Source organism: Streptomyces hawaiiensis (genome assembly GCF_004803895.1).
GTDB classification, from domain to species: Bacteria; Actinomycetota; Actinomycetes; order Streptomycetales; family Streptomycetaceae; genus Streptomyces; species Streptomyces hawaiiensis.
This window is the reverse complement of the sequence record NZ_CP021978.1, coordinates 7,294,743-7,309,845: the sequence shown is the minus strand read 5'-3', so window position 1 is coordinate 7,309,845 and position 15,103 is coordinate 7,294,743. Positions and strand designations below refer to the sequence as shown.

Genomic DNA, 15,103 nt, shown 5'->3' with positions numbered 1-15,103 from the left:
GAGCGCGCCCCAGGTGTAACCGGCTGCCACCCGGGTTACCCGACCCCGGCACGTCGACCAGCGAGGGCGTCCCCCGCCCGCGCGCCGGGGACGCCGGGAACGGAAGGCCCATGAGCAGCGGCTTCACCAGCCCGGAGGGCTACGGCTCGGATCCCTTCGGAGAATTCCTCGCACGCTTCTTCGGCGGACCGCGTCCCGGTCCCCGGCAGATCGATCTCGGGCGGCTGCTCAGTCAGCCGGCCCGGGAGCTCGTCCGCGGCGCCGCCCAGTACGCCGCCGAGCACGGCAGCCGGGACCTCGACACGCAGCATCTGCTGCGGGCGGCGCTCGCCACCGAGCCCACCCGCACCCTGCTCAGCAAGGCCGGCGCGAATCCCGACTCACTGGCGTCGCAGATCGACGACCGGTCGGGACCCGCCCAGCACACGCCGGACGACGCTCCCCCACCCACCGCCCTCTCCCTCACCCCGGCCGCCAAGCGGGCCCTGCTGGACGCGCACGACATGGCCCGGGCCCGCGGCTACGGCTACATCGGCCCGGAGCACGTGCTGAGCGCCCTGGCGTCGAACCCCGACTCGGCCGCCGGGCACATCCTCAACGCGGCCCGCTTCGCCCCCTCCGAACCGCCCGAGGCGCCGGAGATGCCCCAGTCCGAGCGCCCGCGCCCGACGAACACGCCCACCCTCGACAAGTACGGCCGTGACCTCACCGAGCTGGCCCGGCAGGGCCGGATCGACCCGGTGATCGGCCGGGACGAGGAGATCGAGCAGACCGTCGAGGTCCTCTCCCGGCGCGGCAAGAACAACCCGGTGCTCATCGGTGACGCGGGCGTCGGCAAGACGGCCATCGTGGAGGGGCTGGCGCAGCGCATCTCCGAGGCGGACGTGCCCGACGTGCTGATCGGGCGCCGCGTGGTCGCCCTGGACCTGACGGGAGTGGTCGCGGGCACCCGCTACCGGGGTGACTTCGAGGAGCGGATGAACAACATCGTGGGCGAGATCCGCGCCCACTCCGACCAGCTGATCATCTTCATCGACGAGCTGCACACGGTCGTGGGCGCCGGGTCCGGTGGCGGCGACGGCAGCTCGATGGACGCCGGCAACATCCTCAAGCCGGCCCTGGCCCGGGGCGAGCTGCACATCGTGGGCGCCACCACGCTGGAGGAGTACCGCCGGATCGAGAAGGACGCGGCGCTGGCCCGCCGCTTCCAGCCGATCATGGTGCCGGAGCCGACCGCCGCGGACGCGATCGAGATCCTGCGCGGCCTGCAGGACCGCTACGAGGCCCACCACCAGGTCCGCTACACCGACGAGGCCCTGGTCACGGCCGTGGAGCTGTCGGACCGCTACCTCACCGCCCGCCGTCTGCCCGACAAGGCGATCGACCTGATCGACCAGGCCGGTGCCCGGGTGCGGCTGCGGGCCCGGACCAAGGGCACGGACGTGCGGGCCCTGGAGCGGGAGCTGGAGCAGCTGACCCGGGACAAGGACCAGGCGGTCGCGGACGAGAGTTACGAGCAAGCCACCCAGTTGCGCGACCGGATCGTGGACGTGAAGCAGCGGATCACCGCGGCCGGCGGCGATGGCGAGGTCGACGAGGGCCAGGACCTGGTGGTCGGGGCCGAGGCGATCGCCGAGGTGGTGTCCCGGCAGACCGGCATCCCGGTCAGCAGCCTCACCCAGGAGGAGAAGGACCGTTTGCTGGGCCTGGAGGAGCATCTGCACCAGCGGGTGGTCGGCCAGGACGAGGCCGTGCGGGTCGTCTCGGACGCGGTGCTGCGCTCCCGCGCCGGGCTCGCGTCTCCCGACCGGCCGATCGGCAGTTTCCTGTTCCTCGGCCCGACGGGCGTCGGCAAGACCGAACTGGCCCGGGCGCTCGCCGAGGCCCTGTTCGGCAGCGAGGACCGCATGGTCCGCCTCGACATGAGCGAGTACCAGGAGCGGCACACCGTCAGCCGGCTGATCGGCGCCCCGCCCGGTTACGTCGGCCACGAGGAGGCGGGCCAGCTCACCGAGGTCGTGCGCCGCCACCCGTACTCGCTGCTCCTGCTGGACGAGGTGGAGAAGGCCCACCCGGACGTCTTCAACATCCTGCTCCAGGTCCTCGACGACGGCCGGCTGACCGACTCGCAGGGCCGCACGGTGGACTTCAGCAACACGGTCATCGTGATGACGAGCAACCTCGGCTCCGAGGCGATCACCCGCCGGGGCGCCACGACGGGCTTCGCGGCGGGCGGCGCCGACGCGGACGAGGAGGCCCGCCGCGAGCAGATCCTGCGCCCGCTGCGCGAGCACTTCCGCCCCGAGTTCCTCAACCGCATCGACGAGATCGTCGTCTTCCGCCAGCTCACCACGGAGCAACTGCGCCGGATCACCAACCTCCTGCTGGACCGCACCCGCTCCCTGGTGCAGAGCAAGGGCGTCACGGTGACCTTCACCGACCGGGCGGTGGAGTGGCTGGCCGAGCGCGGTTACCAACCGGAGTACGGCGCCCGCCCGCTCCGCCGCACGATCCAGCGCGAGGTGGACAACGAGCTGTCACGACTGCTGCTGGACGGCAGGGTGGAGGAGAACGGCCGGGTGACGGTGGACGTGGAGGACGGCCATCTCGCGTTCAGTACCGTGCCCCGATAGGGGCACGGGGCTGTGTCGATCTGCGGCTCCGCCGCGGGCGCGACCAGCCCCACACCCCCGCGGACGGCACTCAACGCGAAGGCCGCACCACCATCGCCGATCCCCCACCACGGCGTTCGGTCTCGGCGGCGGCAAGCCACTTCCCACCCGGAAGCCGCTGAACCCCTGTCGCCGCCCCGATCTCAGGATTGGCCTTGAAGGAGTGTCCGATCGCTTCGAGCTGCTTCCTCAACCGCTCGTTGTCATGAAGACCGGGCTCAAGCTCGGTCTGCGCGGCGTTCCTCTGGCTGGCCCGCGGTGCCGCGATCGCGTCGACCAGCGGCAGCCCCCGGTCCACGAACCCGGTGAGCGTCTGGAGCACGGTCGTGATGATCGTCGCGCCGCCCGGCGACCCCAGGGCCACCACGGGCCGGTCGTGCCGGTCGAGCACGATCGTCGGCGACATCGAGGACCGGGGCCGCTTCCCCGGCCCCGGCAGGTTCGGGTCGTGCACGGCCGGGTTCGCCGGGGTGAAGGAGAAGTCCGTCAGCTCGTTGTTGAGGATGAACCCCCGTCCGGGGACGGTGATCCCACTGCCACCGGTCTGCTCGATCGTGAGGGTGTAGGAGACGACGTTGCCCCATTTGTCGGCCACGGTCAGGTGTGTGGTGCTGTCACCCTCGTAGGTCGTGGGAGCGGACCTACCGCCGGAGCCGCAGGCCTTCGGGTCGCGCGGATCGCCCGGCGCCACCGGACTGGCCAGCACCGCGTCGTCCTTGATGAGGCACTCACGCGAGTCGGCGAACCTCTGCGACAGCAGGTCCTTCGTCGGTACGTCCTCGAAGGCGGGGTCACCCACCCAACGTCCCCGGTCGGCGAACGCGATTCGGCTGGCCTCGATGAAGCGGTGCAGATAGCGCGCCTTGCTCGCCTTGGACAGATCGGTCCGCTCCAGGATGTTGAGCGCCTCCCCGACCGTCGTGCCGCCGGAGGAGGACGGCGCCATGGAGTAGACACCGAGGCCGCGGTAGGAGGTCCTGGTGGGTGCCTGGAGCTTGGTGCGGTAGGCGGCCAGATCCTTCGCGGTCAGGTCGCCGGGCCGGGCGTTCCAGCCGGAGTCCGGGTCCACCGGCGGCTTGTTGACCGTGTCGACGATGTCCCGGCCGAGCCGGCCGTGGTAGATCGCGTCGACACCCTTGCGCCCCAACTCGGCGTACGTACGGGCGAGATCGGGGTTCTTGAAGGTGGAGCCGACCACGGGGAGCTGCCCGCCCGGCAGGAACAGGTCGGCGGTGTCCGGGAAGTAGCGGAAGCGGGCCTCGTTGGACGCCGTCTGCGAGCGGAAGGTCTCGTCGACGGTGAAGCCGTCGCGGGCGAGCCGCTCGGCCGGCTTCAGCACGCTGGAGAGCCGCTTGCTGCCCCACCGGTCGAGCGCCGTCTGCCAGGTGGCGGGCGTGCCCGGGGTGCCGACGCTGAGGCCGCTGCTGACGGCTTCGGCGAAGGGGACGGGCTTGCCGTTCTCGACGAACAGGTTCTTGTCGGCGCTCAGCGGGGCGGTCTCGCGGCCGTCGATGGTGCGTACGGTCCGGGACTCGGCGTCGTAGTAGACGAAGTAGCCGCCTCCGCCGACGCCGGCGGAGTAGGGCTCGGTGACGCCGAGCGCGGCGGCCGTGGCGACGGCCGCGTCGACGGCGTTGCCGCCCTTGCGCAGGACCTCGATCCCGGCGGCGGACGCGTCGGGGTCGACGCTGGAGACGGCGCCGCCATAGCCGACGGCCAGCGGGGATTTCTCACCGCCGGGGCTCTGGGCGGCGGGTGGCGGCGCCGCCGCTCCCACCGACACCACCACGGCGGCCGAAACCGCCAGGACCGTCAGATTCCGTGCGACAGGGCGACGCATCCGCACCTCCAGTCAAAGGCCGTCCGCGCAGCTTAATTCATCGCCATGGCCGCGTCAGGCAGGCGTCGAACACCGGTGCGTCGGGCCCGCTAGCATGCGCGCCCATGAATGACGACGTGCGCAACATCGTCCTGGGCGTGATAGCGGCGGGCATCAGCGCCGCGCTGGGCTGGGTGGCCCGCACCTATCTCTACCGGCGCAGGCTCCGCCGGAAGCAGGCGTTCTTCGGGCTGCCCGACAACTCCGAGTCGCTGCTGGTCGTGAACCGCGGCGCCACGGGGCCGGAGTTGACGGTGATGCGCTATGACGTGTTCGCGCTTCTCGAACTCGCCGCACTGATCAAGGACTGCAACGCCCACGCGCAGATCCTCCCGCACGACACCGCCCGCCAGGGTTTCGGCGAGCGGACCGAGTTCTGTGTCGGCGGGCCGGCGTCGAACCGCCGTATGGCGGCCCATCTGTCCTCCCTGCTTCCCGGGGTGCGGGTGAACGTGGAGGCCGAACCGGGCCCGGACCGCGGCTCCTTCCTGATCGGCTCGGAGCGCTACCGCGCGGAGAACGGCAGGGAGGAGTACGCGCTGCTCGCCCGGCTCACCGCCGAGCGCAGCCAGAACGTCCGTCCGGTGTTCCTCTTCTGCGGCCAGACCTCGATCACCAACCAGGCCACCACCCGCTACCTCGCCCGCAACCACGAGCGGCTGGCCCGCAAGTACGGCAACAGCCCCTTCGTACTGCTGCTCAAGGTGATCAACTCGCAGGCGTACGGCCCGGACGTCGTCGAACTGGTGGAGGACGTGACGCGTGCCGCGCAGACCGCGCTGCCCGCCGCGGCGGCTCCACGCAATACCCACCGGGCCTCCTGACGTCCTTCACTCCTCAACAATCGTTACTGGCACGTAACTTACTGACGGGTTACCACTGGTAAGGAGGCGAGGTTACCGTTCGGTCACTTTGCACTTACACGAGTGAGGAGTGACCCGTGGGACCCCACCGCAAGGCCCTGCGCACCACCGCCGTGGGCGCCGTCTCGGCGACCCTGGTCGCCGGCACCGCCCTCGGAATCGCCCCCACCGCCCAGGCGGCGCCGCACCCCATCCGCTTCGTCGACATCACCGGCGACGGCGGCACCGTCCTCAAGGCCAACGTCGTCACACCGGCCGGAGCCCGCGACACCGACCGCTTCCCCCTGCTCGTCATGCCCACGAGCTGGGGGCTGCCCCAGATCGAGTACCTGGCCCAGGCGCAGCAGCTCGCCGACTCCGGGTACGTCGTGGTCACGTACAACGTGCGCGGGTTCTGGCAATCGGGCGGCGAGATAGAAGTGGCGGGCCCGCCCGATGTCGCCGACGCGTCGAAGGTCATCGACTGGGCGCTCACCCACACCCCGTCGGACGCCGGGCACATCGGCATGGCGGGCGTCTCCTACGGCGCCGGCATCAGCCTGCTCACCGCCGCCCACGACAAGCGGGTCAAGGCGGTCGCCTCACTCAGCGGCTGGGCCGACCTGATCGACTCCATCTACGCCGGCCGCACCCAGCACGTCCAGGCCGCCGCCCTGCTGGACGGCGCGAGCGTGGTGACGGGCCGCCAGAGCGCCGAACTCCGGCAGATCTTCGACGACTTCTACAGTTCCAACCTGGCGAAGGAGCCGGAGCTCATCGCCTGGGGGAAGAAACGTTCCGCTGCGACGTACGTCGACCAGATCAACAACAACGGCGCGGCGATCATGCTCGCCAACGCCTGGGGCGACAGCGTCTTCCCGCCCAACCAGTACGCCGACTTCTACGAGAAGCTGACCGGCCCGAAGCGGCTGGAGATGCGGCCGGGTGACCACGCGACCGCCGAACTGACCGGCCTGTTCGGACTGCCCAACGACGTGTGGAAGGACACCGAGCGCTGGTTCGACCACTACCTCAGGGGCGAGGACAACGGCATCGACCGCGAGCAGCCCGTCCAGCTCAAGTCCCGTTCCTCCGGCGGCTACGAGGGCTACCCCGACTGGAAGTCGGCCGGCGCGACCGACCGGAAGATCGCCCTCGCGGGTTCGAAGACGATCCGCGCCAACGTGAACTCGGGGGCGGACGGCGGCGTCGTCTTCCTGTCCAGCATCCTCGACCAGGTGGCCGAGCTGCCGCCGACGGCCTCGATCCCGCTGCTCCCCCGCCGCTGGGCCGCCGTCTGGCAGTCGGGGAAGTACGCCACGGCCCAACAGGTGCGCGGGACGACGGCGTTGCACACGACCCTCACCCCGACCAAGGAGAGCGGCACCCTCGTCGCCTACCTGTACGACGTGGGGCCGCTCGGCCTCGGCAAGCTGGTCACCCACGCGCCGTACACCTTCCACGGGCGCACCCCCGGGAAGCCGTTCGGCGTCGACCTGGAGCTGTACTCCACGGCCTACGACGTCCCGGCCGGGCATCGCCTCGCCCTGGTCGTCGACACGGTCGACCCGCTCTACATCGAGCACAACCCGTCCGGCGCGCAGCTGACCTTCTCCTCGCCGGCGAACGACCCGTCGTACGTGTCGGTTCCGCTGCGCGAGCAGTGATCTCCGGCTGCCGCCGGACGGGCCTGGCCGATGTGAACCGCCGCCCCCGTGGCCTTCGGGCCATGGGGGCCGCACCCGGTGGGAATCGCCCCGCGGACCGGGCGGGCGGTCTGCTCACCCCTGGCGGGATCGGCGGCCTTCGGTGAAGTCCCCCTCTCCGACAGGGATGAAGGGCACATCGTAGTCGAGGTCCGAACCGATGAGCCGTTGGGAGCCTGCCCGTTCAGTGCTTGAGGATCTTGGAGAGGAAGTCCTTGGCGCGGTCACTGCTCGGGTTGGTGAAGAACTCGTCGGGGGTGCGGTCCTCGACGATCCGGCCGTCGGACATGAAGACGACGCGGTTGGCGGCCGAGCGGGCGAAGCCCATCTCGTGCGTGACGACGATCATGGTCATGCCGTCGCGGGCCAGTTGCTTCATGACCTCCAGCACCTCGTTGATCATCTCCGGGTCGAGGGCCGAGGTCGGCTCGTCGAAGAGCATCGCCTTGGGCTCCATGGCCAGGGCGCGGGCGATGGCCACGCGCTGCTGCTGACCTCCGGAGAGCTGCGCCGGGTACTTGTCCGCCTGATCGGCGACGCCGACCCGGTCGAGGAGTTCACGGGAGCGCTTGTCGGCGTCCTCCTTCCGGCGCCCGCGGACCTTGACCTGCCCCAGGGAGAGGTTCTGCAGGACGGTCTTGTGGGCGAAGAGGTTGAACGCCTGGAAAACCATCCCGACGTCGGCGCGCAGCCGCGCGAGGGCCTTGCCCTCCTCCGGCAGCGACTGCCCGTCGAGGACGATCTCCCCGGACTCGATGGTCTCCAGCCGGTTGATCGCCCGGCACAGGGTGGACTTTCCCGACCCCGACGGGCCGATGACCACGACCACCTCCCCCCGGCCGACGGTGAGGTTGATGTCCTGCAGGACATGCAGCTCCCCGAAGTGCTTGTTGACGTCACGCAGCTCGATCAGCGGATCGACGGCCATGCTCAGCCCTACTCACTCTCAGCTGTGTGGTGGTTGCCGCAACGTATCCAGGCAAGATCAGACTTGTCGGGCGACACGCACTTTTCGGTCATTAGCCGTATTTACGTCGGACTTTGGGCCAAAGGTTGCGGCCATGGGGCTCACGACTCCGCGACTTCCGCGTACAGCTGCGACAGCTCGGGCACCCCGTACGCGGCCCACTCGTGGCCGGAGTCGACCACGTCGAACTCACGGCCGGAGTCCAGCCGTACGACGGGCTGCCCGTCGGGACGGATCTCCCAGGTGGCGCCCGGCACGGTGCGCACGATGACGCTGCCCAGGTAGAGACCGGCGTCGTTGCCGAGCCAGGTCAGGGTGTCCTCGTCGTCCCGCCAGCGCGGCAGGAGCTGGTCCAGTGCCTCCAGCGAGGCCGCCGTGTCGTCCAGCCGGACACCCGCCCGGTACGCCTGGGAGCGGAGCAGTTCACACTCGGCGAGGAGTTCCGCGATGCCTGCCGGATCGGGGACCCCGACCTTCTGGCGCCGGTTGCCCAGGAAAGGGATGTTCATACGCCCAGCGTGTCATTCGTACCCCCGTACGCACCACAGGGCGCGCGGACCCGCGATCCCGGTCGGGTTCAGGCCGAGTTCACGCGGTGCGCGTTGACGGGTCTCTCAGGTCTCCTGGTTTCACCGTGCGTCTTGCGTCTCGGCCGTCGTTGTCCATTGTGTTCCGTCCCTGCGTTTCGTCTGTTGCGTCGTGTGTCGATGAGCGGGAGGAGTCGGCCGTGCGCCGATGTGTCCGGGGGATCCTGGTCGTCCTGACCCTGTGCGGGTCGCTGGTCCCGGCGGTGTCGGCGCAGGCCGTCGAGGAGGGACGGGCCGCGCCGGTGCCGCTGGAGCGGCTGTTCGACAATGTGGCCGTCAGCGACGACAGCTCGCCCGGGGAGGCCGACTTCGACGGTTCCGGTGCCTCCCTGTCCGCGCGGGACCTCACCGCCGCGGGCTGGACACCCGGCCGCACGCTCACCGTGCAGGGCGCCCGGCTGACCTGGCCGAAGCGCCGGCCCGGCGAGCCCGACAACGTCCGCGCCGCCGGCCAGGACGTCCGGGTCACGGGGCGCGGCGACGCCCTGGCATTCCTGGTGGCGGGCACCGCCGGCACGGAGGTGGGCGGCCCGGGCACGGTCACGTACGCGAACGGCTCCCGCTCCGGGTACCGGCTGACCGCGCCCGACTGGCGCACCGGGCCGCTCGCGACCAAGGCGGTGGCCCTGCCGCACATCAACACCCCCGGCGGCCGACTCGCCCGGCCGGCCCGCCTGTATGTCATGACGGTGCCGCTGGTCCCGGGGCGCGCGGTGGCCTCGGTCCGGCTGCCGAACGCGGCCGGGCTGCACGTCTTCGCGGTGTCGGTACGGACCTCCACGCGGGGCTGGACGGGCAGCTGGACGACGGCCACGGGCGGCTACGCCGCCGTGGGCCCCTGGACGGACCGGACGCTGCGGCTGGTCGTGCACACGTCGGCCGGCGGGCCCAGGGTGCGGGTGCGGTTCGACAACACCTTCGCGGCGGCTCCGGTACGGATCGGGAACGCGACGGTCGCGGTGCGGGCGGCGGGCGCGGCCTCGCGGGGCACCCCGGTGGCGCTGTCGTTCGGCGGTGCGGCGGGCGTGGCGATCCCGGCCGGGGCCCAGGCGTACAGCGATCCGCTCGGCTTCTCCGTGCCGGCGGACGCCGATCTGCTGGTGAGCTTCCATCTGCCCGGGACGGTGACGGCCACGCCCGTGCACGGGCTCGCCCAGCAGCGCTCCTACGTCAGTGAGCCCGGCGATCACGCGGCGGACCGCGCCGCCGGGGCGTACACCTCGGTGATCACCCGCTGGCCGCTGCTGGCCGGGGTCGACGTGAGCGGCGGTCCCGGGTCCGTGGTGCTGCTCGGGGACTCGATCACCGACGGCGACAAGTCCACGGTGGACGCGAACCGTCGCTGGCCGGACGTCCTGGCCGACCGGCTCCTGAAGCAGAGCACCGTCCCGCGTTACGGAGTGCTGAACCTGGGCGTCTCCGGCAACCGCGTGGTCACCGACCGGTACCCCGGCGACGGGGTGTCCACGGACACGGCCGGGGTGAGCGCGCTGCACCGCTTCGACCGGGACGTCCTCGCACAGCCGTCGGCGCGTACGGCCGTCGTCTTCGAGGGCGTCAACGACCTGCGGTGGGGCACCTCGGCGGAGCAGGTGATCGCGGGGCTGCGCGAGCTCGCGGCGCGCGGGCAGGCCCGGGGGCTGAGGATGCTGGCGGCGACGGTCCTGCCCTGCGAGGGCGAGACGCGGTGCACCGCGGCCGTCGACGCCGGGCGGGTCGCGGTGAACGAGTGGATCCGCGACGGCGGGGCTTTCGACGCCGTGCTCGACTTCGACGCGGTGGTCCGCGACCCGCAGCGGCCGTCCCGGATGCTCCCCGCGTACGACAGCGGGGACCATCTGCATCCGGGCGACACGGGGCTGGCGGCCCTGGCGGACTCGGTCGACCTGCGGCTGCTGCGGCCCTAGACGTCCAGGTCCACGACCACGGGCGCGTGGTCCGAGGCGCCCTTGCCCTTGCGCTCCTCGCGGTCCACGTACGCGTCGCTGACGGCCTTCGTGAACGGGGCGTTGGCGTACACCAGGTCGATGCGCATGCCGCGGTTCTTCGGGAAGCAGAGCTGGCGGTAGTCCCAGTACGTGAACGGGTGGTCGTACTTGAGGGGCCGCGGGACGACGTCCGACAGGCCGGCCTCACGCAGGGAGGCCAGGGCGGCGCGCTCGGCGGGGGTGACGTGCGTGGAGCCGACGTAGGCGGCCGGGTCGAAGACGTCGTCGTCCGTCGGCGCCACGTTGTAGTCGCCCATCACCGCGAAGGGGCGGCTGCCCGCCGCGTCACCGGCGACGGCGGCCTTGAGGGCCTCGAACCACTGGAGCTTGTAGGCGTAGTGCGGGTGCTCCACCTCACGGCCGTTCGGCACGTACACCGACCAGACGCGGAGCGGGCCGCAGGTCGCCGAGATGGCGCGGGGCTCCACCGAACCGTCGAACCCGGGATCGCCGGGCAGGCCCTTGACGACATCCTCGATGCCGACGCGGGAGAGCACCGCCACGCCGTTCCACCGGCCGGTCGCGTGGACCGCCGACTCGTAACCCAGCTCGCGCAGTTGCTCCGCGGGGAACTGCTCCTCGGCGACCTTTGCCTCCTGGAGGCACAGCACGTCCGTGCCGCTGCTCTCCAGCCAGGCCAGGAGCCTCGGCAGGCGGGCGGTGATCGAGTTCACGTTCCAGGTCGCGATGCGCATGTCCCACAACCTACCCGGCGGGTCTGACAACGCGGCCCGGCCGGGCACAGTGCAAGAACCCCCAAGGCCTCAGACCTCGGCGGACTCCCCCGGCGTCAGCCGCAGGTGCTCCGAGCCGCCGAGCTGCCCGATCTGCCGGTCGTAGATGGGTCGGGCCAGGTCGGTGAGGAGGGCGTCGTGGATGTCGTAGGCGCGCTGCGGCTTCAGCTCCCGGACGTAGTCGATGACCTCGGAGATCTTGCTCCAGGGGGCCATGACGGGGAGCATCAGCGTCTCCACCGGGTGGTCGGGGACGGTGAGGGCGTCGCCGGGGTGGAAGACCCTGCCGCCGTCGACGAGGTATCCGACGTTGGTGATGCGCGGGATGTCCGGGTGGATCACCGCGTGGAGCTCGCCGTGGACCTGGACGTCGAAGCCGGCGGCGGTGAAGGTGTCGCCGTGGCCGACGGAGTGGACGCGGCCGGGGAAGGCGGACGAGATCTTCTCGGCGACCGCCCGCAGGGTCCAGATCTCGGCGGCCGGGTTGTTCTCCATCGCGGCGCGCAGCCGGGACTCGTCGAAGTGGTCGGGGTGCTCGTGGGTGACGAGGATCGCGTCCGCGCCGAGCGCGGCGTCCTCCTCGCTGAAGGCGCCGGGGTCGAGGACGAGGGTCCGGCCGTCCTTCTCCAGGCGGACGCAGGCGTGCGACTTCTTCGTGAGCTTCATGGGTCCATCCTGCCTCCGCGCTCTTCCCGCGGACTTCACCCCTGGGGCGTGGTCTCCTCGCGGATGACCTGCTGGGCGACCTTGAACGCACTGTTGGCGGCCGGTACGCCGCAGTAGACGGCCGCCTGGAGCAGCACTTCCTTGATCTCGCCCGGGGTGAGGCCGTTGCGCAGGGCGGCTCTGGTGTGGAAGGCCAGCTCGTCCAGGTGGCCGCCGGCGACCAGGGCGGTGAGGGTGACACAGCTGCGGGTGCGCCGGTCGAGGCCGGGGCGGTCCCAGATCTCGCCCCAGGCGTAGCGGGTGATGAACTCCTGGAAGTCCCCGGAGAACGCGTCGGCCTGGGCCAGCGCCCGGTCCACGTGCGCGTCGCCCAGCACCTCGCGGCGGACCTTGATCCCGGCGTCGTACGGGTCGGGCCGCCCCTGGGCCTGCGGCGGTACGACGACCGGGGCGATCTCGGCGACGGGCCCGGTCTGCGGGGGCTGCGGCGGGGCGGGAGACAGGACCGGCTTGAGGGCGGCCGGGGGCAGGGCGTTCTGGCCGGTGGAGGTCTCGAAGGCGGGCTGCCAGGCCGTGGAGAAGTGCCGCACCAGCAGGTCGGTGACCGCCGCGGGCTGCTCCACCGGGACCAGGTGGGAGGCGCCGGGGACGACGGCGAGGCGGGCGTCCGGGATGCCGGCGACCAGCGTGCGGGCCTCCGCGGGACCGGTGACCTGGTCGTCCGATCCGACCAGCACCAGGGTCGGTACGCCGACCCGCCCCAGCTCGGGACGGACGTCGAACGAGGCGAGCGCCTCGCAGGAGGCGATGTAGCAACCGGGGTCGGTGGTGCGCACCATCTGCACGGCCCACTCGGTGATCGCGGGCTGGGCGGCGGCGAACCCGCCGGTGAACCAGCGCTCGGGCGCGGTACGGGCGATGGGGTCGAGGCCGTTCGTGCGGACGATCACGCCTCTCTGCCGGAACTCGTCGGCCGTGCCGAAGCGGGGCGAGGCCGCGATCAGCGCGAGCGAGGCGAGCCGCTCCGGGTGGCGCAGGGCCAGCTCGATGCCGACGGCGCCGCCGAGCGCGCAGCCCGCATAGCCGAAGCGCTGCACGCCGAGCCCTTCGAGGGTGGCCAGCAGCCGCGTGGTGAGTTCACCCACCGACCCGGCCGGGTACGCGGGAGCGCCGCCGTGCCCGGGCAGGTCGAACCGGAAGACGCGCCACTGCTTGGTCAGCTCGGGGATCTGGCGGTCCCACATGTGCCATGTGGTACCCAGTGAGGGACCCAGGATCAGGACGGGAGCCTCTTCTGGCCCGTCAAAGCGGTATTGCAGGGTGTTCGGTGGTGTCTCGCTCACCCGTCTGAGCCTCTCATCTGTCACGAGATGTCACATCGCCGGGGTGGAACTAGCGGGCCTTGCCCCGCTCCGGTCCTGCCAACGAGATCCCAGGTATACATTCTCCGGCATGTACTCGTGGCCGTGTCGGCAGTGGGCCCTCCGGGCGCGTGCCCTCCTTCAGCCGCTACGAGCAACGCTTTCCTCTTTGATCACGGCCTCCAGGCGGTTCAGGAAGCAGCATCGAGTGTGGTGGCACGAACGAGGCTCGGCGCGATCCACCTGGAAACCTTCCGAAACCCCGCCCAACAGCAACTTAAACGCCACACGGTGAACGCTTGGTAGAAGGCTTGGCCATAGCCGGATGCTCTCAGTTACAGCCACCGGTCCAAAACCAGCAAGCGGACGCCGAAGCCCCCTCGCCCCAATCCTGCAGGCCATACGGCGCGCAAGTTGCTCGGCTCATAGTCCGCGTGGCTCACTCTTGCCCCTCTGCCGTACCCCCGTGCAGGCCATCCCAAGTGGTGGCGGCTCCACGAAGATCTTCTACATCCGGCTTGACGTACCACCGCTTGGTCGTCTTTACGTTCGTATGTCCGGCCCATCGCGCGAGGATGTGGTCCGGGACGCCGTTGTTGGCCAGGAAGGTGAAGCACGACGAGCGTGCGTCGTAGAGCCTGACGCGACGGAGCCCGAGAAGCTCCATAAGCCGGTACGCGCGTCGGCGAAGTTGCTTGATCGTGAAGGCGTCGCCCGTCTCATGCGCCAGCACGTAGCCCGACACCGTGTACGCCTCCCCCAGAGCGAGCCTCTCCTCGGCTTGGAGAGCCCGGAATGCCTTGAGGGCTCCCAGCACAAGCGCCGGCAGCGGCAGGTCCCGCTCACCCGCAAGAGACTTGGTGTCCTTCTCCACCACGTACCGGTTGCCCATCATCGTGCGCGTGTTGGCAATGACGATCTTGGCGTTCTCCAAGTCAACGTCTTCCCACCGGAGGCCGCAGACTTCAGCTGGGCGAAGCCCCATCAGCGAAAGAAGAAGCGCAGCATAGAGACGCTCGCCCCTAATTCCATGGATGAATTTCTGAACCTCCTGGACGTTCCAGGGCGGCACCTCCTCTTTAGTCTTCCGTTCTTCCTTGCGCGCTCTCCGGGGAATGGTCACGTGCGCAGCGACATTGACGTACACCAACCGCCGGGTAACGGCTCTCCCCAGCGCTTCCTTCAGCCGAGCGAGGCTCATATCCACACTCGTGACACTGAGTGGCGTCCCGGCCCTTTTACCACGCACGCGACCATGCGCCAGCGCCCAGTCTCTCCACTCTTCCACGTGCTCTTCAGTAAGGTCCTGGAGACGGATATTGCCGAGCCTCCCCCGAACTCGGTCCAGGGTAATCCCGTAGTTGTAGATGGTGGTTTCTTCGAGATCCTCCGCTTTCATGGCCAGCCATCGGTCGAGCCACTCATTCACGGTGATCTTGTTGGGCGGCACAAGCGACCCATCATGCCGCCGGTTAGTTATGTTTGCGTACTCAGCCCTAGCTTCCTTCAACGAGTCGAAGGTGCGCCTCAACTGCTTACGCTTACCAGTTTCGGGGTCGATTCCTGCGTCGACAACAAACCGGTATCGAACCTTCCCCTTCGAGTTCGGTGGAAGTTTCTTGATGGGATCGGACAGAGTACTCACTCTCCTTGAGGGTGTGGAAACTGCACGCGGGCGGAGGGCCACTGCGCTTCAGCGAA

The 15,103-nt window shown here is 70.3% G+C and carries 11 protein-coding genes; 4 read left to right on the top strand and 7 right to left on the bottom strand.

The window, feature by feature from the left end:
* The first annotated feature begins 110 nt into the window (after nucleotides 1–110).
* The gene (locus CEB94_RS33495) at nucleotides 111–2,633 is read left to right on the top strand and encodes an ATP-dependent Clp protease ATP-binding subunit (RefSeq protein WP_175435705.1); all 2,523 of its coding nucleotides are present in this window, start codon (nucleotides 111–113) and stop codon (nucleotides 2,631–2,633) included.
* A 70-nt stretch (nucleotides 2,634–2,703) separates the two neighbouring features.
* Here CEB94_RS33495 and ggt read toward each other — a convergent pair whose 3' ends face one another.
* A complete protein-coding gene (gene ggt, locus CEB94_RS33490) occupies nucleotides 2,704–4,512 on the bottom strand; it encodes a gamma-glutamyltransferase (RefSeq protein WP_175435704.1) in 1,809 nt (602 codons plus the stop codon).
* A 104-nt stretch (nucleotides 4,513–4,616) separates the two neighbouring features.
* Here ggt and CEB94_RS33485 point away from each other — a divergent pair, with 104 nt between their 5' ends.
* Both CEB94_RS33485 and CEB94_RS33480 read left to right on the top strand, forming a co-directional pair.
* Entirely contained in the window at nucleotides 4,617–5,375 is a 759-nt protein-coding gene (locus CEB94_RS33485; RefSeq protein WP_175435703.1) for a hypothetical protein, read from the top strand.
* A 116-nt stretch (nucleotides 5,376–5,491) separates the two neighbouring features.
* The gene (locus CEB94_RS33480) at nucleotides 5,492–7,060 is read left to right on the top strand and encodes a CocE/NonD family hydrolase (RefSeq protein ID WP_175435702.1); all 1,569 of its coding nucleotides are present in this window, start codon (nucleotides 5,492–5,494) and stop codon (nucleotides 7,058–7,060) included.
* A gap of 223 nt (nucleotides 7,061–7,283) precedes the next feature.
* Here the strand turns inward: CEB94_RS33480 and CEB94_RS33475 are convergent, their stop codons facing one another.
* Nucleotides 7,284–8,027, bottom strand: coding sequence for an amino acid ABC transporter ATP-binding protein (locus CEB94_RS33475; protein WP_175435701.1), 744 nt, complete (start codon nucleotides 8,025–8,027; stop codon nucleotides 7,284–7,286).
* A 140-nt stretch (nucleotides 8,028–8,167) separates the two neighbouring features.
* On the bottom strand, nucleotides 8,168–8,575 hold the full coding sequence (locus tag CEB94_RS33470) for a DUF6278 family protein (protein WP_175435700.1): 408 nt from the start codon (nucleotides 8,573–8,575) through the stop codon (nucleotides 8,168–8,170).
* Between the two features lie 218 nt (nucleotides 8,576–8,793).
* Between CEB94_RS33470 and CEB94_RS33465 the strand changes: the two genes are divergently transcribed.
* Nucleotides 8,794–10,560 (top strand): SGNH/GDSL hydrolase family protein, encoded by a 1,767-nt coding sequence (locus CEB94_RS33465; RefSeq protein WP_175435699.1) that lies wholly within the window; start codon nucleotides 8,794–8,796, stop codon nucleotides 10,558–10,560.
* Here the strand turns inward: CEB94_RS33465 and CEB94_RS33460 are convergent.
* The 4 genes from CEB94_RS33460 to CEB94_RS33445 all read right to left on the bottom strand — a co-directional run bounded on the left by CEB94_RS33460 (nucleotide 10,557) and on the right by CEB94_RS33445 (nucleotide 15,047).
* The gene (locus tag CEB94_RS33460) at nucleotides 10,557–11,336 is read right to left on the bottom strand and encodes an exodeoxyribonuclease III (protein ID WP_175435698.1); all 780 of its coding nucleotides are present in this window, start codon (nucleotides 11,334–11,336) and stop codon (nucleotides 10,557–10,559) included. The genes CEB94_RS33465 and CEB94_RS33460 overlap by 4 nt on opposite strands.
* A gap of 69 nt (nucleotides 11,337–11,405) precedes the next feature.
* Nucleotides 11,406–12,041, bottom strand: coding sequence for an MBL fold metallo-hydrolase (locus CEB94_RS33455; protein ID WP_175435697.1), 636 nt, complete (start codon nucleotides 12,039–12,041; stop codon nucleotides 11,406–11,408).
* Between the two features lie 35 nt (nucleotides 12,042–12,076).
* Nucleotides 12,077–13,384 (bottom strand): bifunctional 3-oxoadipate enol-lactonase/4-carboxymuconolactone decarboxylase PcaDC, encoded by a 1,308-nt coding sequence (gene pcaDC / locus CEB94_RS33450; protein WP_175435696.1) that lies wholly within the window; start codon nucleotides 13,382–13,384, stop codon nucleotides 12,077–12,079.
* A gap of 457 nt (nucleotides 13,385–13,841) precedes the next feature.
* Nucleotides 13,842–15,047 (bottom strand): tyrosine-type recombinase/integrase, encoded by a 1,206-nt coding sequence (locus tag CEB94_RS33445; protein WP_246112006.1) that lies wholly within the window; start codon nucleotides 15,045–15,047, stop codon nucleotides 13,842–13,844.
* Nucleotides 15,048–15,103: the final 56 nt, after the last annotated feature.

Bases quoted from the DNA above. Each gene is read 5' to 3' on its own strand.
- ggt (WP_175435704.1), bottom strand. From the start codon at position 4,512: ATGCGTCGCCCTGTCGCACGGAATCTGACGGTCCTGGCGGTTTCGGCC.
- CEB94_RS33460 (WP_175435698.1), bottom strand. From the start codon at position 11,336: ATGCGCATCGCGACCTGGAACGTGAACTCGATCACCGCCCGCCTGCCG.
- CEB94_RS33495 (WP_175435705.1), top strand. From the start codon at position 111: ATGAGCAGCGGCTTCACCAGCCCGGAGGGCTACGGCTCGGATCCCTTC.
- CEB94_RS33485 (WP_175435703.1), top strand. From the start codon at position 4,617: ATGAATGACGACGTGCGCAACATCGTCCTGGGCGTGATAGCGGCGGGC.
- CEB94_RS33470 (WP_175435700.1), bottom strand. From the start codon at position 8,575: ATGAACATCCCTTTCCTGGGCAACCGGCGCCAGAAGGTCGGGGTCCCC.
- CEB94_RS33455 (WP_175435697.1), bottom strand. From the start codon at position 12,041: ATGAAGCTCACGAAGAAGTCGCACGCCTGCGTCCGCCTGGAGAAGGAC.
- CEB94_RS33475 (WP_175435701.1), bottom strand. From the start codon at position 8,027: ATGGCCGTCGATCCGCTGATCGAGCTGCGTGACGTCAACAAGCACTTC.